At 74.2% G+C, this 24592-nt stretch carries 25 protein-coding genes and 1 tRNA gene; 17 read left to right on the top strand and 9 right to left on the bottom strand.

Annotated features, from left to right (window positions below):
• Positions 1–68 precede the first annotated feature (68 nt).
• Positions 69–1739 (bottom strand): energy-dependent translational throttle protein EttA, encoded by a 1671-nt coding sequence (gene ettA / locus rosag_RS01440; RefSeq protein ID WP_284348223.1) that lies wholly within the window; start codon positions 1737–1739, stop codon positions 69–71.
• Positions 1740–2325: 586 nt separating this feature from the next.
• On the opposite strand from ettA, the gene rosag_RS01435 reads away from it, so the two are divergent.
• A complete protein-coding gene (locus rosag_RS01435; protein WP_284348222.1) occupies positions 2326–3054 on the top strand; it encodes a cytochrome c biogenesis protein CcdA in 729 nt (242 codons plus the stop codon).
• A gap of 14 nt (positions 3055–3068) precedes the next feature.
• The gene (locus rosag_RS01430; RefSeq protein ID WP_284348221.1) at positions 3069–3566 is read left to right on the top strand and encodes a TlpA family protein disulfide reductase; all 498 of its coding nucleotides are present in this window, start codon (positions 3069–3071) and stop codon (positions 3564–3566) included.
• A 7-nt stretch (positions 3567–3573) separates the two neighbouring features.
• Here rosag_RS01430 and rosag_RS01425 read toward each other — a convergent pair whose 3' ends face one another.
• Complete coding sequence (locus rosag_RS01425) at positions 3574–3756, bottom strand: hypothetical protein (RefSeq protein ID WP_284348220.1); 183 nt, start codon at positions 3754–3756, stop codon at positions 3574–3576.
• Positions 3757–3905: 149 nt separating this feature from the next.
• Positions 3906–5468, bottom strand: a complete 1563-nt coding sequence (locus rosag_RS01420; protein WP_284348219.1) for a pyridoxal phosphate-dependent decarboxylase family protein — start codon at positions 5466–5468, stop codon at positions 3906–3908.
• Between the two features lie 164 nt (positions 5469–5632).
• On the opposite strand from rosag_RS01420, the gene rosag_RS01415 reads away from it, so the two are divergent.
• From rosag_RS01415 to rosag_RS01400, 4 genes are read left to right on the top strand one after another with little or no spacing between them, the layout of a single operon-like run.
• Positions 5633–6082, top strand: coding sequence for a hypothetical protein (locus rosag_RS01415; protein WP_284348218.1), 450 nt, complete (start codon positions 5633–5635; stop codon positions 6080–6082).
• Complete coding sequence (locus rosag_RS01410) at positions 6075–6287, top strand: helix-turn-helix transcriptional regulator (protein WP_284348217.1); 213 nt, start codon at positions 6075–6077, stop codon at positions 6285–6287. Before rosag_RS01415 ends, rosag_RS01410 begins: the two co-directional genes overlap by 8 nt.
• 25 nt (positions 6288–6312) lie before the next feature.
• Positions 6313–7746, top strand: coding sequence for a M16 family metallopeptidase (locus rosag_RS01405; RefSeq protein WP_284348216.1), 1434 nt, complete (start codon positions 6313–6315; stop codon positions 7744–7746).
• Complete coding sequence (locus rosag_RS01400) at positions 7746–9842, top strand: insulinase family protein (RefSeq protein WP_284348215.1); 2097 nt, start codon at positions 7746–7748, stop codon at positions 9840–9842. The genes rosag_RS01405 and rosag_RS01400 overlap by 1 nt, the downstream gene beginning before the upstream one ends.
• A gap of 88 nt (positions 9843–9930) precedes the next feature.
• Here the strand turns inward: rosag_RS01400 and rosag_RS01395 are convergent, their stop codons facing one another.
• The gene (locus tag rosag_RS01395; protein ID WP_284348214.1) at positions 9931–11103 is read right to left on the bottom strand and encodes a TonB family protein; all 1173 of its coding nucleotides are present in this window, start codon (positions 11101–11103) and stop codon (positions 9931–9933) included.
• Positions 11104–11283: 180 nt separating this feature from the next.
• Between rosag_RS01395 and rosag_RS01390 the strand changes: the two genes are divergently transcribed.
• The gene (locus rosag_RS01390) at positions 11284–12609 is read left to right on the top strand and encodes a mannose-1-phosphate guanylyltransferase (protein ID WP_284348213.1); all 1326 of its coding nucleotides are present in this window, start codon (positions 11284–11286) and stop codon (positions 12607–12609) included.
• A gap of 257 nt (positions 12610–12866) precedes the next feature.
• Here rosag_RS01390 and rosag_RS01385 read toward each other — a convergent pair whose 3' ends face one another.
• A complete protein-coding gene (locus rosag_RS01385) occupies positions 12867–13658 on the bottom strand; it encodes an enoyl-CoA hydratase/isomerase family protein (protein WP_284348212.1) in 792 nt (263 codons plus the stop codon).
• 244 nt (positions 13659–13902) lie between these two features.
• On the opposite strand from rosag_RS01385, the gene rosag_RS01380 reads away from it, so the two are divergent.
• Together rosag_RS01380 and rosag_RS01375 are read left to right on the top strand one after the other, a co-directional pair.
• Positions 13903–14391, top strand: coding sequence for a hypothetical protein (locus tag rosag_RS01380; RefSeq protein ID WP_284348211.1), 489 nt, complete (start codon positions 13903–13905; stop codon positions 14389–14391).
• 229 nt (positions 14392–14620) lie between these two features.
• Positions 14621–15238 carry an outer membrane beta-barrel protein gene (locus rosag_RS01375; protein WP_284348210.1) on the top strand — a complete coding sequence of 206 codons (618 nt, stop codon included), beginning with the start codon at positions 14621–14623 and terminating at the stop codon, positions 15236–15238.
• Positions 15239–15356: 118 nt separating this feature from the next.
• Here the strand turns inward: rosag_RS01375 and rosag_RS01370 are convergent, their stop codons facing one another.
• The 3 genes from rosag_RS01370 to rosag_RS01360 form a co-directional block, all read right to left on the bottom strand.
• Positions 15357–15899, bottom strand: coding sequence for a 2'-5' RNA ligase family protein (locus rosag_RS01370; protein ID WP_284348209.1), 543 nt, complete (start codon positions 15897–15899; stop codon positions 15357–15359).
• 4 nt (positions 15900–15903) lie between these two features.
• The gene (locus rosag_RS01365) at positions 15904–16767 is read right to left on the bottom strand and encodes a phosphatase PAP2 family protein (protein WP_284348208.1); all 864 of its coding nucleotides are present in this window, start codon (positions 16765–16767) and stop codon (positions 15904–15906) included.
• 121 nt (positions 16768–16888) lie between these two features.
• Positions 16889–18229, bottom strand: coding sequence for a trypsin-like serine protease (locus rosag_RS01360; protein WP_284348207.1), 1341 nt, complete (start codon positions 18227–18229; stop codon positions 16889–16891).
• Positions 18230–18521: 292 nt separating this feature from the next.
• Here rosag_RS01360 and rosag_RS01355 point away from each other — a divergent pair.
• The 8 genes from rosag_RS01355 (at position 18522) to rosag_RS01320 (ending at position 24204) form a co-directional block, all read left to right on the top strand.
• Positions 18522–18594, top strand: a tRNA-Asn gene (locus tag rosag_RS01355).
• 196 nt (positions 18595–18790) lie between these two features.
• Positions 18791–19633, top strand: a complete 843-nt coding sequence (locus rosag_RS01350; RefSeq protein ID WP_284348206.1) for a Crp/Fnr family transcriptional regulator — start codon at positions 18791–18793, stop codon at positions 19631–19633.
• A gap of 135 nt (positions 19634–19768) precedes the next feature.
• On the top strand, positions 19769–19963 hold the full coding sequence (locus tag rosag_RS01345; protein WP_284348205.1) for a hypothetical protein: 195 nt from the start codon (positions 19769–19771) through the stop codon (positions 19961–19963).
• Positions 19964–20131: 168 nt separating this feature from the next.
• Entirely contained in the window at positions 20132–22771 is a 2640-nt protein-coding gene (locus rosag_RS01340; RefSeq protein WP_284348204.1) for an ATP-binding protein, read from the top strand.
• 2 nt (positions 22772–22773) lie between these two features.
• A complete protein-coding gene (locus tag rosag_RS01335) occupies positions 22774–23166 on the top strand; it encodes a hypothetical protein (protein ID WP_284348203.1) in 393 nt (130 codons plus the stop codon).
• Between the two features lie 215 nt (positions 23167–23381).
• Complete coding sequence (locus tag rosag_RS01330) at positions 23382–23693, top strand: hypothetical protein (protein ID WP_284348202.1); 312 nt, start codon at positions 23382–23384, stop codon at positions 23691–23693.
• Between the two features lie 19 nt (positions 23694–23712).
• Positions 23713–23979: a hypothetical protein gene (locus tag rosag_RS01325; RefSeq protein WP_284348201.1), complete on the top strand. Its 267-nt coding sequence runs from the start codon at positions 23713–23715 to the stop codon at positions 23977–23979.
• Between the two features lie 21 nt (positions 23980–24000).
• Positions 24001–24204 carry a hypothetical protein gene (locus rosag_RS01320; protein ID WP_284348200.1) on the top strand — a complete coding sequence of 68 codons (204 nt, stop codon included), beginning with the start codon at positions 24001–24003 and terminating at the stop codon, positions 24202–24204.
• A gap of 16 nt (positions 24205–24220) precedes the next feature.
• Here the strand turns inward: rosag_RS01320 and rosag_RS01315 are convergent, their stop codons facing one another.
• Positions 24221–24490, bottom strand: coding sequence for a hypothetical protein (locus rosag_RS01315; RefSeq protein WP_284348199.1), 270 nt, complete (start codon positions 24488–24490; stop codon positions 24221–24223).
• Between the last annotated feature and the right edge of the window lie 102 nt (positions 24491–24592).

The raw sequence follows: 24592 nt of genomic DNA, 5'->3' as shown, positions 1-24592 counted from the left end.
ACGAGCGGCCCGGCCACCCACGAGGGGCAGCCGGGCCGTCGACGTTAACGCTCGGGGCGCGCGCGTGCCTACGCGCGCACCAGCTTCTTGTACGCGATCCGGTGCGGCTGGTCCGCGTCCGCGCCCTTCCGGCGCTTCAGGTCCTCGATGTACGACTGGTAGTTCCCCTCGTGCCAGACGACCTCCGAGTTGCCCTCGAAGGCGAGGATGTGCGTCGCCACGCGGTCCAGGAACCACCGGTCGTGGCTGATCACCACCGCGCAGCCCGAGAAGTCGAGCAGCGCCTGCTCCAGCGCGCGCAGCGTATCGACGTCCAGGTCGTTCGTCGGCTCGTCGAGCAGCAGCAGGTTGCTGCCGGTCATCAGCGTCTTCGCGAGGTGCAGGCGGTTGCGCTCACCGCCCGACAGGTCGCCGACCTTCTTCTGCTGGTCGGTGCCCTTGAAGTTGAACGACGACAGGTAGGCGCGCGTGTTCATCTCGCGCTTGCCCACCAGCACCGTCTCCTGCCCGCCGCTGATCTCCTGCCACACGGTGTTCGACGGCGTGAGCGTGCGGTTCTGGTCCACGTACCCCAGCACCACCGTCTCGCCGAGCTTCACCTGGCCCTCGTCGGGCGTCTCGCCGCCGGCGATCATCTTGAAGAACGTCGTCTTGCCCGCGCCGTTCGGCCCGATGATGCCCACGATGCCGGCGCGCGGCAGCGAGAACGTCAGGTCGTCGATCAGCAGGCGGTCGCCGAAGCCCTTCTTCACGTGGTCGGTGTCGACCACCGTGTTGCCCAGGCGCGGCGCCGGCGGGATGATGATCTCGTTCTCGGTGACGCGGTCCTGCTGCGCCTCGCTCGCCAGCTGCTCGTACGCCTGCAGGCGCGCCTTGCTCTTGCTCTGCCGCGCGCGCGGCGACATGCGCACCCACTCCAGCTCGCGCTCGAGCGTCTTCTGGCGCGCCGAGGCGGTCTTCTCCTCGAGCGCGAGGCGCTGCTTCTTCTGCTCCAGCCAGCCGGAGTAGTTGCCCTCGTACGGCACGCCGCGGCCGCGATCGAGCTCGAGGATCCACTTCGCGACGTTGTCGAGGAAGTAGCGGTCGTGCGTGATCGCGACGACGGTCCCCGGGAAGTCCGCGAGGAAGCGCTCGAGCCACGCGACGCTCTCGGCGTCGAGGTGGTTCGTGGGCTCGTCGAGGAGGAGCATGTCGGGCTCCTCGAGCAGCACCTTGCACAGCGCGACGCGGCGGCGCTCGCCGCCGGAGAGCGTGCTGACGTCGGCGTCGGCGGGCGGCAGGCGCAGCGCGTCCATGGCGATCTCGATCTTGTTGTCGAGGTTCCACAGGTCGTGCTGGTCGATGTACTCCTGCACCTTCGCCTGCTCGTCCATCAGCTTGTCGAAGTCCGCGTCCTCCTCCGCGAACGCCGCGCTGATCTCGTTGAAGCGGTTGAGCATCTTGCGCTGGTGCGACAGCGCGAGCTCCACGTTGCCGCGCACGTCCAGCGACGGGTCGAGCTGCGGCTCCTGCGGCAGGTAGCCGATGCGCGTGCCCTTGTGCGCCCACGCCTCGCCCTGGAAGTCCTGGTCGACGCCGGCCATGATGCGCAGGAGCGACGACTTGCCGGAGCCGTTGGGGCCGAGGACGCCGATCTTGGCGCCGGGATAGAAGGAGAGCCAGATGTCGTCAAGAATGATCCGCGAGGGCGGGATCACCTTGCGCAGGCCCTTCATGACGTAGATGAACTGGGGAGCCAAACCGATCTCTCCGCTGGGTTGCTCGTGTAGTTGGGGCTAGCCTGCGCAATCTAGCCGCTCGTGGGGGCATGCTGTTGTGCGTGGCGCTCGGGGCTGGGGTGGCCCGCCGGCTCGCAAATCGGGGCGGCGGAGCCCCGACTGCGCGTGCCGCGCGTCGGGTCTCCGCACGCCCCGATTTGAGGTCGCTCGGCGGACCACCCCAGCCCCTCCCGCCCCAACTCTCCACGTCACGCACGCTGGCCCGGTGCTCAGCCCCTCCCCCACGCCAGGAGCGTCGGCCGAGCAGGCGCCCGCGTTCCCCTGGCGCGCCCGAAGCGCCGACGGGCGGCGGTGACGCCGCGGGGAGGCGCACACGCCGAAAGGCGGAGGTGCGAGCTCCGATCCCACGCGAGCGCCCGGCGCCGGGGGCGAGGGGCGGGCGGAGGCGACCGGTGATCGCAGCAAGGAGACCCGACGCGCGCAGCGCCGTCCGGGGCTCCGCAGCGGCCGCGATCACTAGGGAGCCGGAGCCCGTCCCACGCCCCCGGCGCGCGACGACGGACCCCGAACCCGGAACCCGAGCCGGCCACGCGACTATTCTTGAGGCGTGATCGCCGACCTCGCCTCCCAACTGACCGCCCATCCGGCGGCCGCGCTGCCGCTCCTCTTCGGCGCGGGGGTGCTGACCTCGCTGACGCCCTGCATCTACCCGATGATCCCGATCACCGCGGCGATCGTCGGGGGGCAGTCGCTCGGCGCAGGGAGCGAGGCCACGGCCTCCGCGCCGCGCTGGCGGCCCGCGCTCCTCACGCTCGCCTACGTGCTCGGCCTCGCATCGGTCTATGCGGGGCTGGGGCTGTTCGCGGGGATGACGGGGACGATCTTCGGGACCGTCAGCACCAACGCGTGGGCGCTGCTGGCGATGGGCAACCTGCTCCTGCTCGCGGCGCTGGCGATGCTCGACGTCATCCCCGTGCGGCTGCCGGCGGCGCTCGTGCAGCGCGCGGCCACCGCGGGCACCGGCGGCCGGTTCGCGGGGGCGCTCGTGATGGGCGCGATGTCGGGGCTCGTCGCCGCCCCCTGCTCCGCGCCGGTCATGGCCGCGGTGCTGACGTGGGTCTCCACCACGCGCAGCGCGGGCCTCGGCTTCCTCTACCTGTTCACCTTCTCGCTCGGCATGTGCGCGCTGCTGGTGGCCGTCGGCCTCTCCAGCGGCGCGGTCGCGCGGCTGCCGCGCGCCGGGATGTGGATGGTGTGGATCAAGCGCCTCTTTGCGGCGCTGATGCTGGGCGCCGCGCAGTACTACTTCGTGCAGGCCGGCACGGTCTGGATCTGACCCGCACTCGCCCCATGACGCGCATGCTTCGGCACCTCCTCGTCGCCTCGCTCCTCGCGCTCCCGGCCGCCGTGCGCGCGCAGGAGAGCGGCCTCCCCGTCGGCACCGCGGCGCCCGCCGCGGCCGTGCGCACGCTCGCAGGCCAGCCCACGGACCTCGCGCGGTACATCGGCGGGCGCCCGACGGTCATCGAGTTCTGGGCGACGTGGTGCCCCAACTGCAAGCAGCTGGAGCCGCAGCTCCAGCGCATCGCGCGCACGTACGGCTCTCGAGTGCGGCTCGTCGCGGTCGCGGTGAGCGTGAGCCAGACGCCGCAGCGCGCGCAGCTCTACGCGCGGAAGTACCGCCTGCCCATGGAGATGCTCTGGGACGGCGACGGCAAGGCGACCGACGCGTACGAGGTGCCCGCGACGAGCTACGTCGTCATCGTCGACGGCACCGGGAAGATCGCATACACCGGCCAGGGGGGCGGCCAGAACCTCGAGGCCGCGCTCAAGAAGCTCGTGCGCTGACGGACGGTCAGCGCACGCTGCGCAGCTGGCGGCGCAGGTCGGCCGCCAGCGCGGCCGCCTCGCGCGCGGCGTGGATCGCGGCCCGCCAGAGCTGATCGCTCGGCACCGCCTCGGACGCCAGGGCCAGGCGTGCGTCGGCGAACGGCGCGCGCGGGACGTCGATCCCCCCGCTGCCGTTCAGCCCACCCATTCCGGCGTCCGGTCGCTCCCCCTGACCCGCCACGACCCCGCCGCCTGCCGGGGGCTCTCCCCGGTGCTGCTGCTCGTGCTGCATGTGCCCCACTGGCCAAGCCCCTGCCGGAGGCCGCGCACCAGCGCGCCGCCCCGGGCAGGCGGCCACTAGGGCATGGACGGTGCCACCGCCGGCCGCGCCCGCCCGGATGTCGCGGATGCTGCGCCGGAACGCTCCGCCTCGCCTGCGGCCGCGAGCCCCGCGAGCAGCGCGTCTAGGTGCGCGTCGCCGGTGCGCGGGTTCATCAGCGTCACGCGCAGCACGCGCCGCCCGTCCAGCACCGTCGCCGTGATCCACCCGTCGCCCGAGCGGTTGAAGCGCGCGCGCACGCGGTGCTGCAGCGCGTCCAGCGTCGCGTCGTCCATGTCCCCGGCGCCCGTCCAGCGGAAGCAGAGGATGTTCGACTCGGGCGCGTGTAGCGGCTCGAACGCGGGATGCGCCGCCAGCTTCGCGTGCAGGCGCACCGCGGTCGCGCACAGGTGGTCGTAGAGCGCGCCCAGCCCGTCGGCGCCGTGGCGCTGGAACGCCACCCACACCTTCAGCGCGTCCAGCCGCCGCGAGCACTGGAAGCTGCGGATCCCCTGGTCCCACACGCGCGGCGCCGCGTCGAACTCCTCCGCGCCCTGCTGCTGCGGCGCGTGGAACAGGTACGGCGCCTTCTGCGCGAACGCCGCCTCCAGCCACCGCTCGTCGCGCACCAGCACCACACCGGCCGCCAGCGGCAGCAGCAGCATCTTGTGTGGGTCCCACGTCACCGAGTGCGCGCGCGCCAGCCCGCGCACGCGCTCGCGGTGCGTCGCCGACAGCAGCGCGCTCGCGCCGTGCGCGCCGTCCACGTGCAGCCACGCGTCGCGCTTCTCGCACGCGTCGGCGATCGCCTCGAGGTCGTCGAACGAGCCGGTGGCCGTCGATCCCGCCGTCGCGACGACGGCCATGATCTTCCGCCCCGCGTCGTCCAGCTCCTGCAGCGTGCGCTCCAGCGCCTCGGGATCCATGCGCAGGTCGCGCGACGGCACCGTGACGACGTTACGCAGCCCGATCCCCAGCTCGCCCGCGGCGCGGCTCACCGCGTAGTGCGCGTGCTCGCCGCACACGATCGCCGGCGGCTGCGCGCCCACGCCGCGCGTCCACACCTCGGGGAGCGCGCGGCTGCGCGCCGCCAGCAGCGCGGCGAACGTCGCCTCGGTGCCGCCCGACGTCAGCGTGCCGCCCGCGCGCGGCCCGAAGCCCGCCAGCTCCGCCATCCAGCGGATCACCGCCGCCTCCACCGCGGTGCCCGTCGGCGACATCTCCGACACGGCCACCGACTGGTTCAGCGCCGACACCAGGACGTCCGTCCAGATGCCCGCCGGCAGCGGCGGCGATACCTGGTGGCCCATCGCCATCGGGTGCGCCAGCCGGTTCGCGTCGGCGACGACGTCGCGCCGCAGCCGCTCGACGATCGCCGCCAGCGGCTGCCCGCCACGCGGCACCGGCTCGCGGAAGCGCGCCGCCATCGTCCCCGGATCGACCGACGACGAGACGGGCCCGTCGCCCGTGTGGGCGGCCGCGAGGTACTCGGCGGCCAGCGTGACGAACGCCTGCCCCGCCTCGGGGGCCGCGTCCTGCTCCAGCGCCGCCAGGACGTCCTCGGCGGCGCGCGTGTTCGAATCGCGTTGAGGGGCGGTCATGCCGAAACGTACACGGGGGATCCGGCGGTACGATGCGGGTCACGTCACCCACCCGCCCGCCGCCGGGCGCGATCCCGTGCTTGACCGCATGTCACCTCAAGGTTACTCATGATGTAACTCGTGGGTTACACCCACCCCGTCCCTTCCCGCCGCTGGTCCCCGCGATGTCCCCGCAGAACGTCGTCGAGCTCGCCGATCGCGTCTCCCGCAAGCGTGCCATCGGCACCGCCGCCGCCACCACCGTGTTCCTCGCCATCCAGGTCGTGGCGCGCCCCGTCTTCCGCGGCGACGGGACCGTGCTGTCGCCGCTGCGCGCGAACATGTGGGCGCTCAACGCCGGCATCCTGCTGCTGCTCCTCCTCCCGATCGGCGGCTACGTCTTCGGGGCGCGCGTGCGCGCGCTGGTGAACGACGACGTCTCGCGCCACAACTCGCGCCTCGCCGCGACCGCCGGCTTCTGGGTCGCGATGCTCGTCGCCCTCGCGGTCTACGCGCTCCCCGCCGCGCAGGGCCTGACCGCGCGCGAGGCGACCTACCTCGTCGTCACCCCGGCCGTCGGGGTCGCGCTCCTCGCCTTCGCGTGGTGCGAGGCCCGCGCGCTCCGCGATGGCTGAGCAGCTCGCGAACCGATTGCGCGAGGAGCGGCTGCGCCACAACCTGACCCAGGCGCAGCTGGCCGAGCGGGTCGAGGTCAGCCGCAAGACGATCAACACCGTGGAGAACGGCGTCTTCATTCCCTCCACGCTGCTCGCGCTCCGCCTCGCGCGGGCGCTCGGCACCACCGTCGAGCAGCTGTTCCAGCTCCCCGACGCCTCCTGACCGTCACCCCCCCACGAGGACTCCCGTGTCGTCCCCTTCCCGCCCACTCCCGGCGCGCGGCCCCAGGCCGCGGCTCGCGACGCTGCTCGCGCTGCCGCTGCTCGCCGCCGGCACCACCGGCGCGTCCGCGCCGCTCGGCGCGCAGCCGGCCGCGCCCGCGGCCGCCCAGAGCCCGCTCCCCGCGCCCATCGCCATCGACCGCTCCGAGCTGCCGAACGGCCTCAAGGTGATCCTCGCCAAGGACCACTCGGCGCAGGTCGTGACCGTCGACGTGTGGTACGACGTCGGCTCGCGGAACGAGCGCGCCGGGCGCACCGGCTTCGCGCACCTGTTCGAGCACATGATGTTCCAGGGCTCGGCCAACGTGAAGAAGGGCGAGCACTTCCAGCTCGTGGAGCGCGCCGGCGGCTCGCTCAACGGGAGCACGCAGACCGACCGCACCAACTACTACCAGACGCTCCCGTCCAACCGCGTGAACCTCGGCCTGTGGATGGAGGCCGACCGCATGCGGTCGCTCGCCGTCACGGCGGAGAACCTGAAGAACCAGCAGGAGGCGGTGAAGGAGGAGCGCCGGCTGCGCATCGACAACCAGCCGTACTTCGGCGCGGTGCTGCAGGGGCTCACCGCCGCGTACGACGGCAAGAGCTGCTTCGCGTACGGCCACGAGATCATCGGCTCGATGGACGACCTGAACGCGGCGTCGGTGGCCGACGTGCAGGCGTTCTTCAAGCAGTACTACGCGCCCAACAACGCGACGCTCGTCGTCACCGGCGACTTCGACCCGGCCGAGGTGAAGCGGCTGGTCGCGCAGTACTTCGGCGACATCCCGCGCGTGGACGCGCCGCCGCCGGTGCAGTGCGAGCAGAAGTTCGACGTCGGCCAGCAGCGCCGCACGGTCACCGACGCCAAGGCCACGCTGCCGGCGTCGTTCACGCTCTGGCGCATCCCCGAGACGAAGCACGCCGACACGCCGGCGCTGACCTTCCTCTCGACGATCGTCGGCACGGGAGAGAGCTCGCGCCTCAACCGCGCCATCGCGCGCGAGGCGAAGGCCGCGCTCGGCCTGCAGACCTTCCTCAACATCTTCGGCAACACGCGCGGGCCGGGCACGTTCGGCGTGCTCGCCATCGCCAACCAGGGCGTGAAGGTCGACTCGCTGGAGAAGCTGCTGGCGCAGGAGATCGCGAAGATCGTCGCCGACGGCGTCACCGAGGCCGAGCTGGCGAAGGCGAAGAACGCCTACCTCGCGCAGACGATCGCCGAGCGGCAGACGTCGATGGGCCGCGCCGAGGCGCTGCACACCGCGAACATGTTCCTCGGCGGGCCGGAGGCCGTGAACACCGACCTGCAGCGCTACCTGAACGTCACGGTGGCCGACATCCAGCGCGTGGCGCGCACGTATCTCCGCCCGGAGAACAGCGTCGTCACGCTCATCACCCCCGAGACGCCCAAGCCGTGATGCGCGCTCACTCGTTCCTGCGCGCGGGCGCGTCGGTCTCCGCCCTCACGCTCGTCGCCGCGTCGCTCGCGACTCCGGTCGCGGCGCAGTATCCCACGCGTCCGCCCGCCGCGGCGGCCGTGAAGCCCGCGCAGTTCCCGCCGTTCCAGGAGGTCGTCCTCTCCAACGGCCTGCGCGTCGTGCTCGTCGAGAGCCACCGCGACCCGATGGTCGCGTTCCGCCTCGTGATGCCCGCGGGCAAGCTGTTCGAGGCGAAGGGGAAGGAAGGCACCGCCGACATGGTGGCCGGCCTCCTCACCAAGGGCGCGGGCCAGCGCACCGCCGACCAGATCGCCGAGGCGATCGAGGCCGCGGGCGGCTCGCTCACGGGCTTCGCCGACAACGACTTCCTCAGCCTCGCGGGCAGCGTGCTGTCCACGCACGCGCCGCTCGCCTTCCAGCTGCTGGGCGACGCGGTCGCGCGTCCGACCTTCCCCGAGCAGGAGGTCGAGCTGCTGCGCACGCAGACGCTCTCCGCGCTGACGCTGGAGCAGTCGCAGCCCGCGTCGATCGCGTCGCGCGTGTTCGACGCCGGCGTGTACGGCGCGCACCCGTACGGCCGCCGCGCCACGCCGCCGTCGGTGCGTGCGCTCACGCGCGCGGACCTCGTGGCGTACCAGGCGGCGCGCCTCAAGCCGCGCGGCGCGCTGCTGGTGGTCGCGGGCGACCTGACGCTCGACCAGCTGAAGACCCTCGCGGAGCAGAGCTTCGCGGGGTGGACGGGCTATCCCGCCGCGGCGCCGACGTTCGGTGCGCCGCCGGCGCGCGCGCGCACGGAGATCGTGCTCGTGCACCGTCCGGGCTCGGTGCAGTCGAACATCGTCGTCGGCAACCTGATCGGCGGCCCCGCCGATCCCGCGCGCTACGCAGCGACGGTCGCCAACAAGGTGCTGGGCGGCGGCGCCGACGCGCGGCTGTTCGACATCCTGCGCGAGAAGAAGGGGTGGACGTACGGCGCTTACTCGTCGCTGACGCGGCCGCGCGGCACGGGCGCCTTCAGCGCGACGGCCGAGGTGCGCACCGAGGTGACGGACAGCGCGCTGGTCGAGCTGCTGGCGCAGCTGCGCCGCCTGGGCAGCGAGGCGGTGCCGGGCACGGAGCTGGAGAACGCGAAGGGCGCGCTCGTCGGCTCGTTCCCGCTGACGGTCGAGACGGCGCAGCAGGTGGCCGAGCGCGTGGCGTTCGTGAAGACGCTCGGCCTGCCGGCGGACTACCTGCAGACCTATCGCACGCGGCTCTCGGCGGTGTCGGCGCCCGTGCTGCAGCAGACCGCGCGGCGCTGGGTGCGTCCCGAGCAGGCGCTCGTCGTCGTCGTCGGCGACGGCGCGAAGGTGTACGAGAAGCTGAAGGCGATCGCGCCGGTGCGCATCGTGAACCCGCAGGGCGATGCGATGACGGCGGCCGACCTCGCGCCGCGCGCGGGTGCGCTGGCGATCGACGCGTCGCGGCTGGCCGCGCATCGCGACAGCTTCGCCGTGCGCGTGCAGGGCAACGTGCTCGGCAGCTCCGTCTACGAGCTGGCGAAGGACGGCGACGGGTGGAAGGTGACCGAGGCGACGTCGATCGCGGGCGGCGTCGTGCAGCAGAGCACCACGCTGCGCACGGACGCGTCGCTGGCGCCGCGCGCGCTGGAGCAGCGCGGCAAGGTGCAGGGCCAGGACACGAAGGCCGACGTGACCTACGCCGGCGGGCGCGCGAAGGGCAGCTCCGCGACGCCGGGCCCGCAGGGGATCAAGCAGCTGACGATCGACACCGAGCTCCCGGCGGGCACGATCGACGACAACGCGCTCGCGGCCACGCTGCCGCTGCTGCGGTGGGCGCCGGGCGCGAAGCACGTCGTCAGCGTCTTCTCGGCCGGCAAGGGCACGGTGGTGCCGTTCACGCTGACGGTGACGGGCACGGAGCAGGTGACCGTGCCGGCGGGCGCGTTCGAGGCGTTCCGCATCGAGCAGACGGGCGGCGACCAGCCCGTGACCTTCTTCGTCGCGACCGCCGCGCCGCACCGGCTGCTGAAGATCGCGGTGGGCGGGCAGCTGGAGCTGGTGCTGGCGAAGTAAAGCCACCCCTCGACGCTCGACGCTCCACGCTCGACGCTGATGCCGTCCTCCGGGACGTGCGCAGCGTCGAGCGTGGAGCGTCGAGCGTTTAGGAGCCCGACGTGAGCTCGAACTTGACGGGCACCTGCACCAGCTGCCGCACCGGCTTCCCCGCGCGGAACGCCGGGATGAAGCGGGCGGCCGCGACCGCGTCGCGCGCCGCGGTGCCGAACGCCGGGTGCGACGCGGCGACGATGCCGACGGTCTCCAGCTCCGGGATGCCCGCGGTGTCGACGACGAACTCGATCAGCACGTCGCCCGCCGTCTTCGCGCGCTTGAGCGCCTCCGGATAGTAGGGCGCGATCGGGTTCGCGGTGTCCGGCGCCGCGGCCTGGTCCACCTGGTCGGCGGTGTAGACCGTCGCCGTCGCGACGAGGTTCGCGAGGTCGTCGGCCGTGTAGACCTTCTTCGGGCCGCGGCGGCGCGGCTCGGGCATGCGCGACCAGATCGCGATCACGCCGCACGCCTCCTCGCCGCGCGGGCCGCGCAGCTCCACCGGGACCGTGGACACGCCGCTGTACACCTCGATCCCCTCGAGCGTGTGGGGCTGGAAGTTGTCGACGTCGAGGTAGCCCGCGAGCGCCGGCGTGCCGTCGATCCAGATCAGCGGGCTGCAGCGCGCGCCGCGCATGCGGATGGCCGAGCCGTACATCGACGTCGAGATGGCGAGCCCCGGCACGGAGCGCAGCACGTCGGTCGTGCGCATCGCGTTGCGGCGGTCGATCTCCTCCTTGCCGATGTAGCGCCCGTGGCCGCGCTCGCGCCGCTCGTAGAATGGCGCCGCCCAGCCGGTGTGCTTCACGCGCCGGTCCTTCACGACGACGGCGGCGATGGCCTGCGGCACGGCCTCGAGCGCCATCGTGAGCGCGGCGGCGAGCGGCACCTCGACGTCGCGCACCGCGGGCCGGTAGCCGATGCGGCGCACGGCCACCGACGCGCGCCCGTTGGGCAGGCCCGAGACCTGGAACTTCCCCGTCTCGTCGGTGAAGACGCGGCGCGCGATCACGGTGCCGCCGCCGGGCCCGCGGGCCGGCGTGAGCACGACCTCCGCGCCGACGATCGCGACGCCGCCCGGTCCGCGCACCACGCCGCCGACGGCGCCGGTGGTGTCGCCCTGGGCGCGCGCCGCCGCGCACGGCACGCCGAGCAGGAGGGCGGTCAGCAGCGACGCACGGCGCAGGGCGTGACGCGCGTGCGCGATGCGCCGGGGGATACCGGCCATGGGAGCGAGGGGCGGGGGGAGCATGGGCGACCTCCGGGAAGGGCGCGCACGCGCCCGCCTTCATGGTGCAGGTGCGGCGTCGCACGCGCCAGCGTTATTGTACGCCCTCGCGCCGGGCCGCGATCCCTCGCGTGCCCGTCCGTCCCGTGCAGCGTTCGTTCGAGCTCCGTCAGAGCCGCCATGCCCCATCGCTCTCCCGCTTCCGGCGGCGCCTCCGGCGACGCGCGTGCCGGCCATCCCGACGCCTTCGGCCCTTCGGGACACGAGCCCGCGCCGCCCTTCGGGACGCCGTTCGGCTCGGAGGCGGGCGGCGGCACGGCCGACGCGGTCGGGACGCTGCCGGTGGAGCTGCCGGATCCGGTGGCGACGCTGGAGACGGAGCTCTCGCTCTGGGCGGTGGTGTTCGCGGGCGGCATCGGCTCGCGCTTCTGGCCGCTCAGCACCCCCGAGCGCCCGAAGCAGCTGCTGGCGCTGGTGGGCGACCGGCCGCTGATCGCGGAGACGGTGAACCGGCTGGCGCCGACCGTGCCGCCCGCGCGCGTGCTGGTGCTGACGAGCGCCGACATCGCCGACGCGCTGCGCGCCGCGGTCCCCGAGGTGCCGGACGCGAACTTCCTCGTCGAGCCGCGCCCGATGGGCACCGCGGCCGCGCTGGCGTGGGGCGCGCAGGAGATCGCGACGCGCGTGGGCCGCAAGGCGACGTTCGTGGCGATGCACGCGGACCTCGCGGTGGGCTACCCGGACGAGCTGCGGCGCGTGATCAAGCGCGCGGCGCTGATCGCGAGCACGGACGGCGCGCTGGTCGCCATCGGCGCGCAGCCCACGCGCCCCGAGACGGGCTTCGGCTACCTGCTGCCGCCGGCGCCGACGGACCCGGTCCTCGACGCGGCGATCGACACGACCGCCGACGCGACGGGCGACGCGGGCGCCGCCGCCGCGCGCGAGGCCCCACGCCGCGTGGCGCGGTTCGTCGAGAAGCCCGGGGCGATCCTGGCCGAGGAGCTGATCGCGCAGGGCGCGCTCTGGAACACGGGGATCTTCGTGTGGCAGGCGGGCACGGTGCTCGACGCGCTGGAGGAGCGCACGCCGGAGCTGCAGCCGGGGCTCGCCGCGCTGGCGGCGGGGAAGCTGGACCGCTTCTCGGGGCTGATCCAGGCGGTGTCGATCGAGCGCGGGCTGCTGGAGCGCAGCGAGGACATCGTCGCGCTGCCGGGCGAGTTCGGGTGGGACGACGTCGGCACGTGGGCGTCGCTGCGCCGCGTGCGCGAGCTGGACGACACGGGCAACGGCGTGTGGGGCCCCGCGCACCTCGTGGACGCGTCGAGCTGCGTGGTGCACGCCGACGGCGGGACGACGGTGGTCGTCTACGGCCTGTCGGGGATGCTGGTGGTCGCGCGCCCGGGGCTGACGTTCGTGACGTCGCTCGATCGGGCGGCGGAGCTCAATCCGCTGCTCAACGCGCTGCCGGACGAGCTGGCGAACCGGTCCCGCAGGGAGAGCCTGTAGCTGCGTGCTGCGTGGCCTGCACCGGCCCGCTGGACCCGAACGGCATTGCAAGGAGAAGATCGGACAAGATCTGATAACGTCCGATAACGACGGATGGCTCCGCGTGGCGGCGAGGGATCTCGCACTCCACCGGGGCCATCCGTCGTTATCGGACGTTATCCGATCTTCATCCTTGCAATGCCGTTTGCCGTTCGGGTCCGGCGCGCCGACGCATCCCGAGCGGCCGTACACGCAGCAAGCAGCACGCAGCCGCGCGCTCAGCTTCCGCGAAACACCGGCACCCGCTTCTCCCGAAACGCCGTCATCGCCTCCGCCACGTCCGCCGTCGCGAAGCACGTCTTGATGTGCGTCAGCTCGTCGCGCAGCTGCGCCTCGAGCGGCGCGTCGGGGCTCTGCGTCAGCAGCCGCTTCGTGAGCGCGAGCGCGACCGGCGGACCAGCCGCGAGGCGCTGCGCGTAGGCGGCCACCGAACCGGCGAAGCCCTCGGCGGGGAGCACGGCGCTCGCCAGCCCGATGCGCAGCGCCTCGTCCGCCGCGATGTCGCGCCCCGTGAGGATGATGTCCGCCGCGCGCGAGGCGCCCACCAGCCGCGGCAGATGGTACGTCACGCCCGCGTCCGGGCTCAGGCCGCGCCGCACGTAGCCCGCGGTCATCGTCGCGCCCTCGGCCACCAGGCGCAGGTCGGCCGCCAGCGCGAGCCCGAAGCCCGCCCCCGCGGCCGGGCCGTTCACCGCGGCGATCACCGGCTTGTCGCACTGGCGGAGCGCGAGCACCCAGCGCCCCACCCACGCCAGCGGCTCCAGCCGTCCGGTGCGCGAGCGCTGGTCCAGCGCCGCCGGGTCGGCGAGGTCGAGCCCCGCACAGAAGCCGCGGCCGGCGCCCGTGATCACCACGACGCGCACCGCGTCGTCCGCGTGCGCCTCGGCCACCGCGCGCGGGAGCGCGTCGGCGAGCGCGGGGTTGACCGCGTTCAGCCGCTCCGGCCGGTCGAGGGTGATCGTGCGGACGCCCTCGGGCGTCGTGTCGACCTGGAGATGCGCGTGCGACATGGGGGCGGCTGGAGGTGGGGGGACCGGAGGGCGCAACGGCCGCGCAACGTGCGCCGCGTTGCGCGCGACGTCAACGCGTCGTCACACCTCCCGGGTCCGGCCGCCACCCCGGTGCATGGCGCGCCCCCGCGCCGATATACTGAGGGAAGCGCGACGTCGCGCCCCGCCTCCCGGCCGCGCGCCCCGCCCGTCCCGCCTCGCGCCTGGCCACGCTGCTCCCGCCGTTCCCCGTCGTACCATGCCGATGTCGACCGTCGCTCCACCCTCCGCCGCCGACGAGACCGGCCGCGACCCGATGGCCGTCTTCTACGCGAAGGCGGACGCGCTCTACCGCTGCGCGCTCGAGTGCTGCCGCCAGCACGAGCGGCTGGCCCGCCTCGTGGACCGCGGCGCCCTGCCGGCCGAGCAGCGGGCCTGCCAGAGCCTGGTGCGTCTGGCGGACGAGGCGCTGGGCGAGCTGGCCGGCGCCTACGAGCGCGCCGCCTCCAAGGCGCACCCGGACCGCAAGGAGCCCTGCTGGGCCGCCGCCAACGCGCTCTGGATGGCGAGCCGCGAGTACGCGCGCCGCCACACCACCAGCGAGCGCGCCGGCCGCGGCATCGGCGAGAGCGGCGACCACTCCAGCGCGCGCCTCAGCGAGCTGGCGCTGGACTACGATCTCGAGGCGTCGGCGCTGCTGATGCTGAAGCAGGCCACCGAGTCGTACCGCAAGGCGCGGCCGGACGCGCACTGACGCGATTCGGGCGCACGCCACGAACGGGGGAGCGGCGCATCGGCGCCCGCTCCCCCGTCGTCCGTTCGGGACGGGGCGCGTCCCCGCGCGGTGACGACGGCGCGCGAACGGATCGTCGACAGCGGCGCGCAACGCGTTGCCGCGCCGCGCGTTCGCCGCGTGGGACGGACGGCCGCGCAGGGGCGCGCGCGTTGCCGCCGCGGGCAGGCGTCCCTCACCGGAGCCCACCATGCCGCTTCCTCGTCCGTCGTCCGTTCTCCCCATCGTGCTCATGCTCGTCGCCGTCGCGCCGGCCGCGCACGCGCAGCGCCACTCGGAGCGCGACTCGGAGCGCCACACGCCGCCCTGGGAGCGGCGCTCCTCGGCCACCTTCGCGATCGGCGGCGCCGGTCTGTACACCGGCGTGCGCGACAGCGACGTCGGTCGCGTGCGCGACGGCTACGGCTTCGACGTGCACGCCGCGGTCGGCGTGAGCGCGTTCGCGCTCGCGGGCGGCTACCAGCGCACCGTACAGTCGCTGCGCGACACCGACACGGACGTCACGCTGCAGGGCCCGTACGTCGAGCCGCGCCTCGCGCTCGCGTCGGGCGGCAACTTCACGCCCTACCTGACGGGCCGCGTGGCGTTCCTGCGGCAGCGCGTCTCGGGCGACGTCGTCTCGGTATCGAACGCGACGCGCACCTCGGTCGGTGGCGGCCTCGGGATGCTCGTCGCCCTGGGCCCCGCGGTGCACCTGGACCTCACCGCGCAGTACACGCGCTTCGACGTGCGGCAGGACACGCGGCACGGCGACGGCGCGCTGCTGCGCGCGGGGATGGTGTTCGGGTTCGATCGCTGGGGGAGGTGAGCGTCGAGCGCCGAGCGAGCATCTCCGCTCGGCGCTCGGCGCTCGCTCGTTCGTCCTCGTGGGCCGGATACGCACGTCGCCAGGTCGCACCGGCGAGGAACCCGCTCGACGCTCGACGCTATACGCTCGACGCTCCGCCGAGCGGCAGCTCGAACCACGTCACCGCCGGCTGCGGCGCGCGCGTGTACGACACCACCAGCCGGTCGATCACCGCCGGCGCGTCCAGGCGCACCGCCAGCAGCTCGCGCAGCTGCGCCGGCGCGAGCGTCGGATAGAAGCTGAGCGTCGCGTGCGGCGTGAACGTGAAGCGCGCCCGCCCGAACCGCAGCCCGCTGCGCGCGATGCGGTCGTGCAGCTGCCGCAGCGGCCCGTGCGGATCGAGCGGCAGGACGACGATGTTCGTCTGCATGAAGCGGTGCGGCGGCTGGAAGCGCAGCGTCAGCGGCGGCGACTCGGCCGCGATGGGCGCGAGCGCGGCGCGCACCTGCTCGCGCGTCGCGTCGGGGAGGATCGGCCCCACGCCCGACGAGCCGGCGAGCGTCACGTGCGGCGGCGACTCGCGCGCGAGCTTCGGATCGTGCCGCGCCTGCAGCTCCGCGATGCGCGCGCCGGCCTCGCCGCCGATGGACGCCAGGATGAAGATGCCGTGCGCGCCCGGCACGCGGTCAGCGGGCGACGGTGCGCGCGACGCGGCGCGCGGGCGTGCGCATCGGCGTGACCAGCAGCCGCGGTGCGCCCCCCAGCTCCACGCCGACGCCGAGCATCGCGCGGTCGAGGCGGTTGTCGGGACGCGTGCGGTGCCAGCGCGTGACGGCGAGCCCGGACACGGTGCCCACCGCGGCGCCGGTGAGCACGTCGGTCGCCCAGTGGCGGTCGTCGTACATGCGCGACCACGCGGCCGTCGCCGCGCCGAGGTAGAGCGGCACGCCGGCGGCCCAGCGGAGCGACGGGCGCGCGGCGGTGAGCTCCGCGGTCAGCGCCGACGCCGCGGCGAACGCCGACGCCGAGTGCCCGGAGGGGAAGCTGCGATACTCGGAGCCCTCGAGACCGCGCATGAAGCGCCACGACGTCGGATCGTGCGCGACGTACGGGCGCGCGCGCCCGAACGCGAACTTCGTCACCCCGACCACCGACAGCGCGATCCCCACCGCCTCCATGCCCCGCAGCCCGGCGGCGGCGGTGGTCCGATCGTCGACCAGCCGCCCGATCCCCCACACCGCGGGCAGGATCACGTAGAGCCCCGGCTGCGTCGTCTGCTCGGCGACCACCGCGGCGATCTTGAGCGCGCCGTTCTCCTGCACCGCGGGGCGCTGCAGCCGCTCGGCCAGCACGCGGTCGAGCGGCACCGCCAGCAGCGCGGCCGCCGCGAAGCCGCCCGCGACCACCGCGTCGCGCGCGCCGAGCACCGGCGGCGTGTCGCCCGTGGGCTCCAGGACCTGCGCGGGCGCCAGCGAGGGCGCCGCGAGCAATGCGCCTGGCAGCGCGGCGAGCAGCGCGGCGCGACGGAGTGCGGGGTGGCGACGGGGCACGGCGGCGTGGTGGCGGGAGGAGCGCGGCGCCGGAAGATACGACGCCGGCCGCGTCGTGACGGGTGTCGTCGACGCGGCCGGCGAGGCGGAGCAATTCGGGGGCCCGTCCCCCGCGGGTCGGTCAGCCGTTGCGGCGGCGGCGCGCGAGCGCGCCCAGCGCGAGCAGCCCGCTGCCGAGGAGCACGACGGTCGTCGGCTCGGGGACGACGGCGCTCGCGACCCACTGCGCGTTGATGTCGACGCGCGTCATGCCGTTCAGCTCACCGAACGACGAGTTGAGGCCACTGCGCACGTCGCCCACGCCGAACGTCTGGCCGAACGAGCTGATGCCCGCGATCTGCCCGTTCACGAACGACGGCCCACCCGAGTCGCCGCCGGCCGTGAGCACCTCGTCGAGGCCGAAGCCCAGCCCGCACATGTCCGGCGCGCCCACGGCCCCGAGCCACACGGGCTGCCCGCCACCGAACGTCGCGTTCGTGAGGCGGCAGAGCGCGTTGTTCGTCGCCAGCCCGTTGTCGAAGTCCGCGAGATACACGTTCGCGGCGGTGAGGCCGACCGCGGCCAGGAACGCCGGGTTCCAGCGCGCGTCGCTGTACGTCGTGTTGAAGCTGTTCAGCCCCTGGCGCAGGCGCTGCCCCGAGCCCGTGCTGCCGCCGATGTTGACCGTGCCCGTCGCGCCGTCGCCGCGTCCGCCCCACCCGACGACGTTGTACGTCGCGCCGAGCGCGCTCGGCCCGTACAGGTCGTAGTAGCGGTACTGCGCGGGCGCCGGAGTGTTGAGGTTGATGACCGCGATGTCGCGCTCGTCGATGACCGAGCCGGTGTAGTCCGGGTGGATCTGCACGTTGCGGGCGCCGACCGTCTGCGTGTAGCCGAACGCCTGGTTCGAGTTCGGCGCGCCGGCGCCCGGCTCCGCGGTCGTGTTGCCGCCGAAGCTCTGGCCGAGCATCACCTGCACGTCGCGCAGCCGCGAGACGGTGCCCGCGCTCGGCGGATCGTTGTAGACGCAGTGCGCCGCGGTGAGCACCGAGTGGCCGCCGTTGATCAGCGCGCCCGTGCACAGGAACGCCGGCGTCGCGACGACCGCGCCGGTGTTGACGTCGCGCGTCTCGTACGTCATCACGAGGCGCGTGACGCCGCTGTACTCCTCCCCCTTGGCCCAGTAGCGCGGGTTGTTGTAGCCCAGCGACGGATCGTTGATGCTGCCGGACGACCCCGACGACGGCGGCGTGCCCGCGGCGTTGGTGAGGACGATGCCGTTCGGGTTGGAGACGTCGGCCGTCGTCAGCGTCCGGCGCGCGTTGTACTCGGAGACGTAGAGCTGGACGCTGGGACTGAGCTGGGCTTCGGTCACCTCTGCCGGTACGGCGACCGGCGCCGGGCCCTGCGCCCCGAGGGCCGCCACGGGAAGGGACAGCAGTGCCGCGACGGCACGCACGACGGGGGACGACGGTACAGCCATGTGGCGAACTCCAGGGACCATGGACGCGTGCGGGACCGTCCCGGAGTGGCAGGTCCGGGCGGCGAGCGACGGGACGCGGGGGCCGAGGCCGGCGCGGGCACGAGGTGGGGGACCGGCCACGTGGGAACGCGGGCCGGCGGAGGGTCGGCCATGCTACGGCCTGGCCCGCCGGGGCGCAAGCGCGACGTGGCGCCGCCGCCACGATCCGTTATGATTCCTCGACCGGGGCCGGCCGGCGCGGTGACCCACGAGGTGACCCGCGCGCACGGCCACTCGTCCCGGCAGCACGTGATGGGGCGTAGCTGAGCTGGCAAAGCGTCCGACTGTTAATCGGAAGATCGGTGGTTCGAATCCACCCGCCCCAGTACCAGAAGTCGTTGTCGTTTCAGGAGTTCCCCAGACGCCGCTCCCCTCCCGGGGGGCGGCGTCTGGCGTTTCGGGCCACCTGGCGAGGCGCGCGCCTCGGGGCATGCTACTTCCGCTGGCGGCGCGGCGCGCCACCGGGCGCTGAACTGCCATCCCGCTGCTCGACCGGACGCCAGGGGCTCCGAGGAACGACCGATGGAGGAGATCGAACGCACGCTGCCGCCGCACCATGCACAGCCGCACCGGAGCGACGAGGACGTCGGGAAGGACGACGGCGCGGACGCCACCGGCTCGGCACCGCCCGCGGCGTCGCTCGAGGACCGGCACGACGGCGTGACCGCCGCGCACGCCGCGGAGCGCAACCACCTCCTGCACGGTCTCCCGCCCGAGGACTACGCGTGGCTCCTTCCGAAGCTGCGGCCGGAGCGCCTGCGGCTGAAGGACGTGCTGATCGAGCCCGACACGCCCATCGCGGCCGTCCACTTCATGCGCACCGGCGTCGGCTCGATGATCGCCACCGAGCAGGAAGGCGGCGAGATCGAGGTCGGCACGATCGGCAACGAGGGCCTCATCGGCCTCCCGGTCGTCTTCGGCGCCGAGTCGAGCACGTACCGCGTGCTGATCCAGATCGAGGGCGAGGCGTGGCGCCTCTCCGCCGACGACTTCCGGCAGGCGATGGAGGAGCGGCCGGCCGTGCGGCGCCGCGCGCTGCGCTACGCGCACGCCTTCACCGACCAGATCGCGCAGTCCGTCGCGTGCAACCGCCTGCACACCGTCGAGGAGCGGTGCGCGCGCTGGGTGCTGATGACGCACGATCGCGTGGACGGCGACGCGTTCGAGCTCACCCACGAGTTCCTCGCGGTGATGCTCGGCGTGCGACGCGCGGGCGTCACGGTCGCACTGGGCGCGCTGCAGCACGCGGGGCTGATCCGCAACGTGCGCGGCCGCATCGAGGTGCTGGACCGCACGCGCCTGATGGCGGCGGCGTGCGGCTGCTACGCCGTCACGCGCGCGTCGTACCGTCGCCTGCTGGACTGAGCGCACCGGGTTCGTACGCCGTCGTACGCGCGCAGGCGCGTCGCGCAGGCACGGCGCGCAGGCACGTCGCGACAGGCATGCGCGCGCTCGCTGGCCGCGGGCCGCGATAGCACGCGGGTTGCGCGCCTTTCGCGCATGCTGCTCAACGCCCTCTGGCTGGCCGCGGTGCTCGTGACGCGGAGCGACCCGTACCGCCCGCCCCGCCGGATCGACGGCGCCGACGCACACCGCGCGTGGCGATCCGCGCTGACGCGTGTGCAGCTCCTCCAGCTGGCCGGGCTGAGGCGGCGCCTGGAGCAGGAGCGCGCCCGCCGGCGCGCCGCGGGGTAGGCCGGGCGCAGGTGGGATGCAGCCTGGCCGGTGCCCCAGTGCCGGCCGGCGCGGCTCGGTCGTCCTTGCAGGACGCCCGACGGCCCGGGCGGCCGCCACGCCCAGGCACCGCGCCGCTCGAGCCGAGATTCGGGGCGTCCTCCCCTCTTCCGGCTTCCGGCCCCCCGCATGCCCTCGCGGCACTCGCTCCGCCTCAGGCTCCCACTGCTCATCTCGGCCCTCCTGGGCCTGGTGCTCGTCGCCGTCTCCTGGGCGGCGTACCGACAGCTGGAGCGCGTGCTCGCGACCGCGGCGTCCGAACGGCTGTCGAGCGTCACGCTGCGCGTGGCCGGGATGTTCGACGAGTCGCTGGACGGGATGCGCGGCGCGGCGCGCGACCTCGCCCTCTCCGCGCCGATCGTCGGGCTGCTGACGGACCCGGGCGGCGCGCCGCGCGCGGAGGTCGAGCGCGTGCTGGAGCAGGCGCGCGCGCGGATGACGCAGCCGGCGGCGATCGCCCTCTGGCACCGCGACGGCCGGCGCCTGATCGCCGTCGGCCCCGAGGCGTCGATCGCCGCGGCGGCGCCGGTCCCGGCGCCGGCCGGTCGCACCCGCCGCGGCCCGTGGATCGGACCGCTGGTACAGGGCGACTCGGGCGTCGGCTACGTGATCGTCGCCCCCGTGCTGGCCGGGATGCGCGACACGGTCGGCTTCCTCGTCGCGCACCGCCCGCTGCGGCCCACGGCCATCGCCCAGGCCCGGTCGCTCATCGGCGCCGACGCGCGGATCGTGGTCGGCAACGCCGACGGCACGCTCTGGAGCGACCTGCGGGAGCGCGTGGGCGCGCCGCCGCGCGAGACCCAGGGCACGCCGGCCGAGTACGCGACCGCGGACGGCGTCCGGCAGCTCGGCGTCGTGGTCCCGATGCGCGTGGTCCCCTGGGCGCTCTGGGTGCAGCTGCCGCGCGCGAGCACGATGACCGCCGCGCGCCCCTTCCTGCTCGGCCTCATCGGCATCGGGCTGGGCTTCATGGTGCTCGGCACCGTCGCCGCGTGGGTGCTGATCCGCCGCGTCACGGCGCCGCTGGTCGAGGTCACGCGCGCGGCGGAGGACGTGGCGCGCGGCGACTACGCGCGGCGCGTCGCCGTCACGCGCGGCGACGAGCTGGGAAGCCTCGCGCTCTCGTTCAACAGCATGGCCGCGCAGGTCGAGGCGTCGTCGCGCGACCTGCAGGCGCACGCGACCGAGCTGGAGTCGGCCAACCGCGCGCTCGCGCGCGCCAACGACGAGCTGCGCGCGGGCGAGGAGCGCTACCGCCGCCTCGTCGAGGCCGCGCACGAGGGGATCTGTGCCGTCGATCCGTCGGGCGTCATCACCTTCGTCAACGCGCGCCTCGCGCAGATGCTCGGCTGCGACGCGCGGGCGATGCCCGGTCGCACGCTGTTCGACTTCATGGACGCGGACGCGGCGTTCGAGGCGCGCACGCGTTTCGCCCGCCAGCAGCGCGGGTTCTCCGAGACGCGCGAGGTCGCGTTCCACCGGCAGGATGGCAGCATCGTGTGGACGCGCGAGTCGGTGAGCCCGCTCGTGGACGCGGCCGGGGCGTTCGCCGGCGCGCTCTTCATGCTGAGCGACGTCACCGAGCAGCGCGCGCTCGAGGCGCAGCTGCTGCACGCGCAGAAGATGGAGGCCGTGGGCCAGCTCGCGGGCGGCGTCGCGCACGACTTCAACAACCTGCTCACGATCGTCACGAGCTACAGCGGGCTGCTGCTCTCCGAGCTGCCCGACGACGCGCCCGCGCGCGCCGACGTGCTCGAGATCCGCGGCGCGGCAGAGCGGGCCGCGGGGCTCACGCGGCAGCTGCTGGCGTTCAGCCGGCAGCAGGTGCTCGATCCGCGCGTGCTCGACCTGAACGACGTGGTGCGCGACATCGAGCGCATGCTGGGCCGCGTGCTGCGCGAGGACGTGCGGCTCGACACGGTGCTCGCGCCGGCGCTGGGCCGCGTCTACGCCGATCCGGGGCAGCTCGAGCAGGTGATCGTGAACCTCGTCGTGAACGCGCGCGACGCGATGCCGTCGGGCGGCGCGCTGACGCTCGAGACGGCCGACGTCCACCTCTCGGAGGAGTACGGGCGCCTGCATCCGGACGTCGCCCCGGGGCCGTACGTGATGCTCGCGGTGAGCGACACGGGCGTCGGCATGGATGCGGACACGCAGGCGCGCATCTTCGAGCCGTTCTTCACCACGAAGGGGATCGGCCAGGGCACGGGGCTGGGCCTCTCGACGGTCTACGGCATCGTGAAGCAGTCGGGCGGCCACGTGTGGGTGTACAGCGAGCCGGGGTTCGGCACGACGTTCAAGCTCTACCTGCCGCGCGCGAGCGCGCCGGACGCGCCGCATCGTCGCTCGGACGCCGAGTCGGTGGTGCAGCCGGGCTCCGAGACCATCCTGCTGGTGGAGGACGACGAGCAGGTGCGCGTGGCGGCCCGCCGCATCCTGGCGCGCGCGGGCTTCGAGGTCGTCGAGGCCGCGAACGGCGCCGAGGCGTTGCAGCTGCTCGCGGAGCCCGGGACGGCGATCGACCTGCTGCTGACCGACATGGTGATGCCGGACATGAGCGGACGCGAGCTGGCGGGCCGCTTCCGCGCGCTGCGCCCGGGCATGCCGATCGCCTACATGTCGGGCTACACGGAGGACACGGTGGTGCGGCAGGGCGGCTTCGAGCCGGGGACGGTGTTCATCCCCAAGCCGTTCACGCCACAGATGCTGACCGCGAAGCTGCGGCAGGCGCTGGACGGGGCCGTCGCCCCGCTGCACCCGGCCGCCTGAGCGTGCCCATCCGTCGCGGCGTCAGCTCCGCCGGCTGCCTGCTCGCCCTCGTCCTCGTGATCGTCGTGGGCGGCTGGCTCGCGCTGCGCAGCCGCGGCCAGAAGACGCGCGCCGACCGCCTCAGCGACGGCCGCTGGCGCCCGGAGCGCGCCGCCGCGTACGGCGAGTGCGAGCGGATCACGCGCGCGCGCCTCGAGGAGCGCGGGCTGACCGCCGGCTTCCTGCAGGACGATCCCACGACGCACGCGTGGTCGAAGGACGGCCGCACCTTCGTCGTCCAGGGGGTCGCCCTCGCCGTGGTCTCCGGCGGCACGCGGCGCGAGCCCTTCCGCTGCGTGCTGGAGCGGGACGCCGCGACCGGCGGCTGGCGGCTGGCCGACCGCGGCCCGGGCTGATGTCCTCGCGTATCGCGCCGTGACGCGGCGCGGCGGCCTCGGGTCTGCACGGGGCGGTCCGGCGGGGTGGGCCTTCCCTTTTCGCGCCCGCGCCCGACCTTACCGCCCGACGGGTCCGTCGCGGCACCATTTCCGGTCAACGTCTGTTTACGCTCCAGCGTAGACGGCCCGGAGCCGGCGCCGTTCCACAGTCCCGCGCGACACGAGCACCGCCGATGTTCGTCGACCGATCGACCCCAGCCGCCGCCCGCTACGCGCGGGCCATGCGGGCCTGCATCTCCGACGACGCGTTCGATCGCGAGCGCGCCCTGGGAGCGATCGTCACCCTCGTCCGCGATCTCGAAGGGCTGGGCCAGGCGCCGGAGGCGATCGTGCGCCTGGCGGAGGAGCTGCTCCCGGCCGGGACGGGCGAGCGCGAGGCGGTGTTCGCGATCACCCTCCGCGACTGGATCCGGACCACCGCGCGGCGCACGCTGCGCGCACCCGTCCTCGACCGCCGCGCGTCGCCGCGGCTTCCCGGACACTGATCGAACCCCGAGCGAGGCGATGTCCGACACCGAGGCATTCACGGTCGCCGTCGAGCGGCTCCACGACGCCCTGCGCGGGCAGAGCGCGTTCGACGGCGAGGCCCGACGCCGGGCCATCGAGGAGTTCGTCACCGTCGGCCGTACGCTCGGCCGCTCCGACCCGCTCATCCGCTCCCTCGTCGGGTACGCGTTCGACCAGGCCGCCGGGCCGATGGTCAGCCTCCGCGCCGACGCCCTCGCCGACGTCGACGCCCTCCTCGGCAGCGGGCCGGCCGCGACGCCCTAGCCGCCCGCGGGCGGACGCTCCATGGCTCACCACCACCCGACGTTCGAGGAGTTGGTGGCCGACATCGCCGGCCGCCTGCGGCCGATCCTCCCCGAGATGCCGCAGGACGAGTTCGACGCCCTGGTGCACCGGATCGCGGGTGTGAAGGCGCAGTGGTCGCACACGCCGGTCACCCCTCCCGGCTCGATGCCCGCCGTCCCGCCGCGCCGCCCGCGGCGCTCCTAGCGGACGGGACTCCCCGTCAGGCCGGCAGCGCGCACAGCGCCAGCAGCTCCGCGTCGCTCAGGAGGCGCCAGTCGGGCCCCTGCCCGCACACGCGGCGCACCACGGTCCCCGCGTCGAAGATCAGGCACCGCTCGCACCGGTCGGCCAGGTGCGACGGCGGCTGCCGCTCGGACACGCGCCAGGTGCTGCCGCTCGCGTCCAGGACGTAGCGCGCCTCGCCCTCCGGCCAGCGGGCGGCGGGAGAGACGAGGGTGATGGCGGCGGGGCGCGCGGGGCTCGGGGACATGTCGCGACGTCGCGAGAAGGCCTGCGTGGACGGGCATCGCGCGGGGGCGCCGGCGACCGCCGGGAACGCGACGCCGCAACTTGCACGCGTCGTCCGCGCGCG

This window comes from Roseisolibacter agri (assembly GCF_030159095.1).
Taxonomy (GTDB): domain Bacteria; phylum Gemmatimonadota; class Gemmatimonadetes; order Gemmatimonadales; family Gemmatimonadaceae; genus Roseisolibacter; species Roseisolibacter agri.
This window is presented reverse-complemented; position numbering and strand designations above follow the sequence as displayed.

Coding starts and splice junctions, on each gene's coding strand:
- rosag_RS01385 (WP_284348212.1), bottom strand. CDS start 13,658: ATGTCGCACGCGCATCTCCAGGTCGACACGACGCCCGAGGGCGTCCGC.
- rosag_RS01420 (WP_284348219.1), bottom strand. CDS start 5,468: ATGACCGCCCCTCAACGCGATTCGAACACGCGCGCCGCCGAGGACGTC.
- rosag_RS01320 (WP_284348200.1), top strand. CDS start 24,001: ATGGCTCACCACCACCCGACGTTCGAGGAGTTGGTGGCCGACATCGCC.
- rosag_RS01325 (WP_284348201.1), top strand. CDS start 23,713: ATGTCCGACACCGAGGCATTCACGGTCGCCGTCGAGCGGCTCCACGAC.
- rosag_RS01395 (WP_284348214.1), bottom strand. CDS start 11,103: ATGGCCGGTATCCCCCGGCGCATCGCGCACGCGCGTCACGCCCTGCGC.
- rosag_RS01400 (WP_284348215.1), top strand. CDS start 7,746: ATGCGCGCTCACTCGTTCCTGCGCGCGGGCGCGTCGGTCTCCGCCCTC.
- rosag_RS01350 (WP_284348206.1), top strand. CDS start 18,791: ATGGAGGAGATCGAACGCACGCTGCCGCCGCACCATGCACAGCCGCAC.
- rosag_RS01360 (WP_284348207.1), bottom strand. CDS start 18,229: ATGGCTGTACCGTCGTCCCCCGTCGTGCGTGCCGTCGCGGCACTGCTG.
- rosag_RS01375 (WP_284348210.1), top strand. CDS start 14,621: ATGCCGCTTCCTCGTCCGTCGTCCGTTCTCCCCATCGTGCTCATGCTC.
- rosag_RS01340 (WP_284348204.1), top strand. CDS start 20,132: ATGCCCTCGCGGCACTCGCTCCGCCTCAGGCTCCCACTGCTCATCTCG.
- rosag_RS01415 (WP_284348218.1), top strand. CDS start 5,633: ATGTCCCCGCAGAACGTCGTCGAGCTCGCCGATCGCGTCTCCCGCAAG.
- rosag_RS01345 (WP_284348205.1), top strand. CDS start 19,769: ATGCTGCTCAACGCCCTCTGGCTGGCCGCGGTGCTCGTGACGCGGAGC.
- rosag_RS01425 (WP_284348220.1), bottom strand. CDS start 3,756: ATGGGTGGGCTGAACGGCAGCGGGGGGATCGACGTCCCGCGCGCGCCG.
- rosag_RS01330 (WP_284348202.1), top strand. CDS start 23,382: ATGTTCGTCGACCGATCGACCCCAGCCGCCGCCCGCTACGCGCGGGCC.
- rosag_RS01390 (WP_284348213.1), top strand. CDS start 11,284: ATGCCCCATCGCTCTCCCGCTTCCGGCGGCGCCTCCGGCGACGCGCGT.
- rosag_RS01380 (WP_284348211.1), top strand. CDS start 13,903: ATGTCGACCGTCGCTCCACCCTCCGCCGCCGACGAGACCGGCCGCGAC.
- rosag_RS01430 (WP_284348221.1), top strand. CDS start 3,069: ATGACGCGCATGCTTCGGCACCTCCTCGTCGCCTCGCTCCTCGCGCTC.
- rosag_RS01410 (WP_284348217.1), top strand. CDS start 6,075: ATGGCTGAGCAGCTCGCGAACCGATTGCGCGAGGAGCGGCTGCGCCAC.
- rosag_RS01315 (WP_284348199.1), bottom strand. CDS start 24,490: ATGTCCCCGAGCCCCGCGCGCCCCGCCGCCATCACCCTCGTCTCTCCC.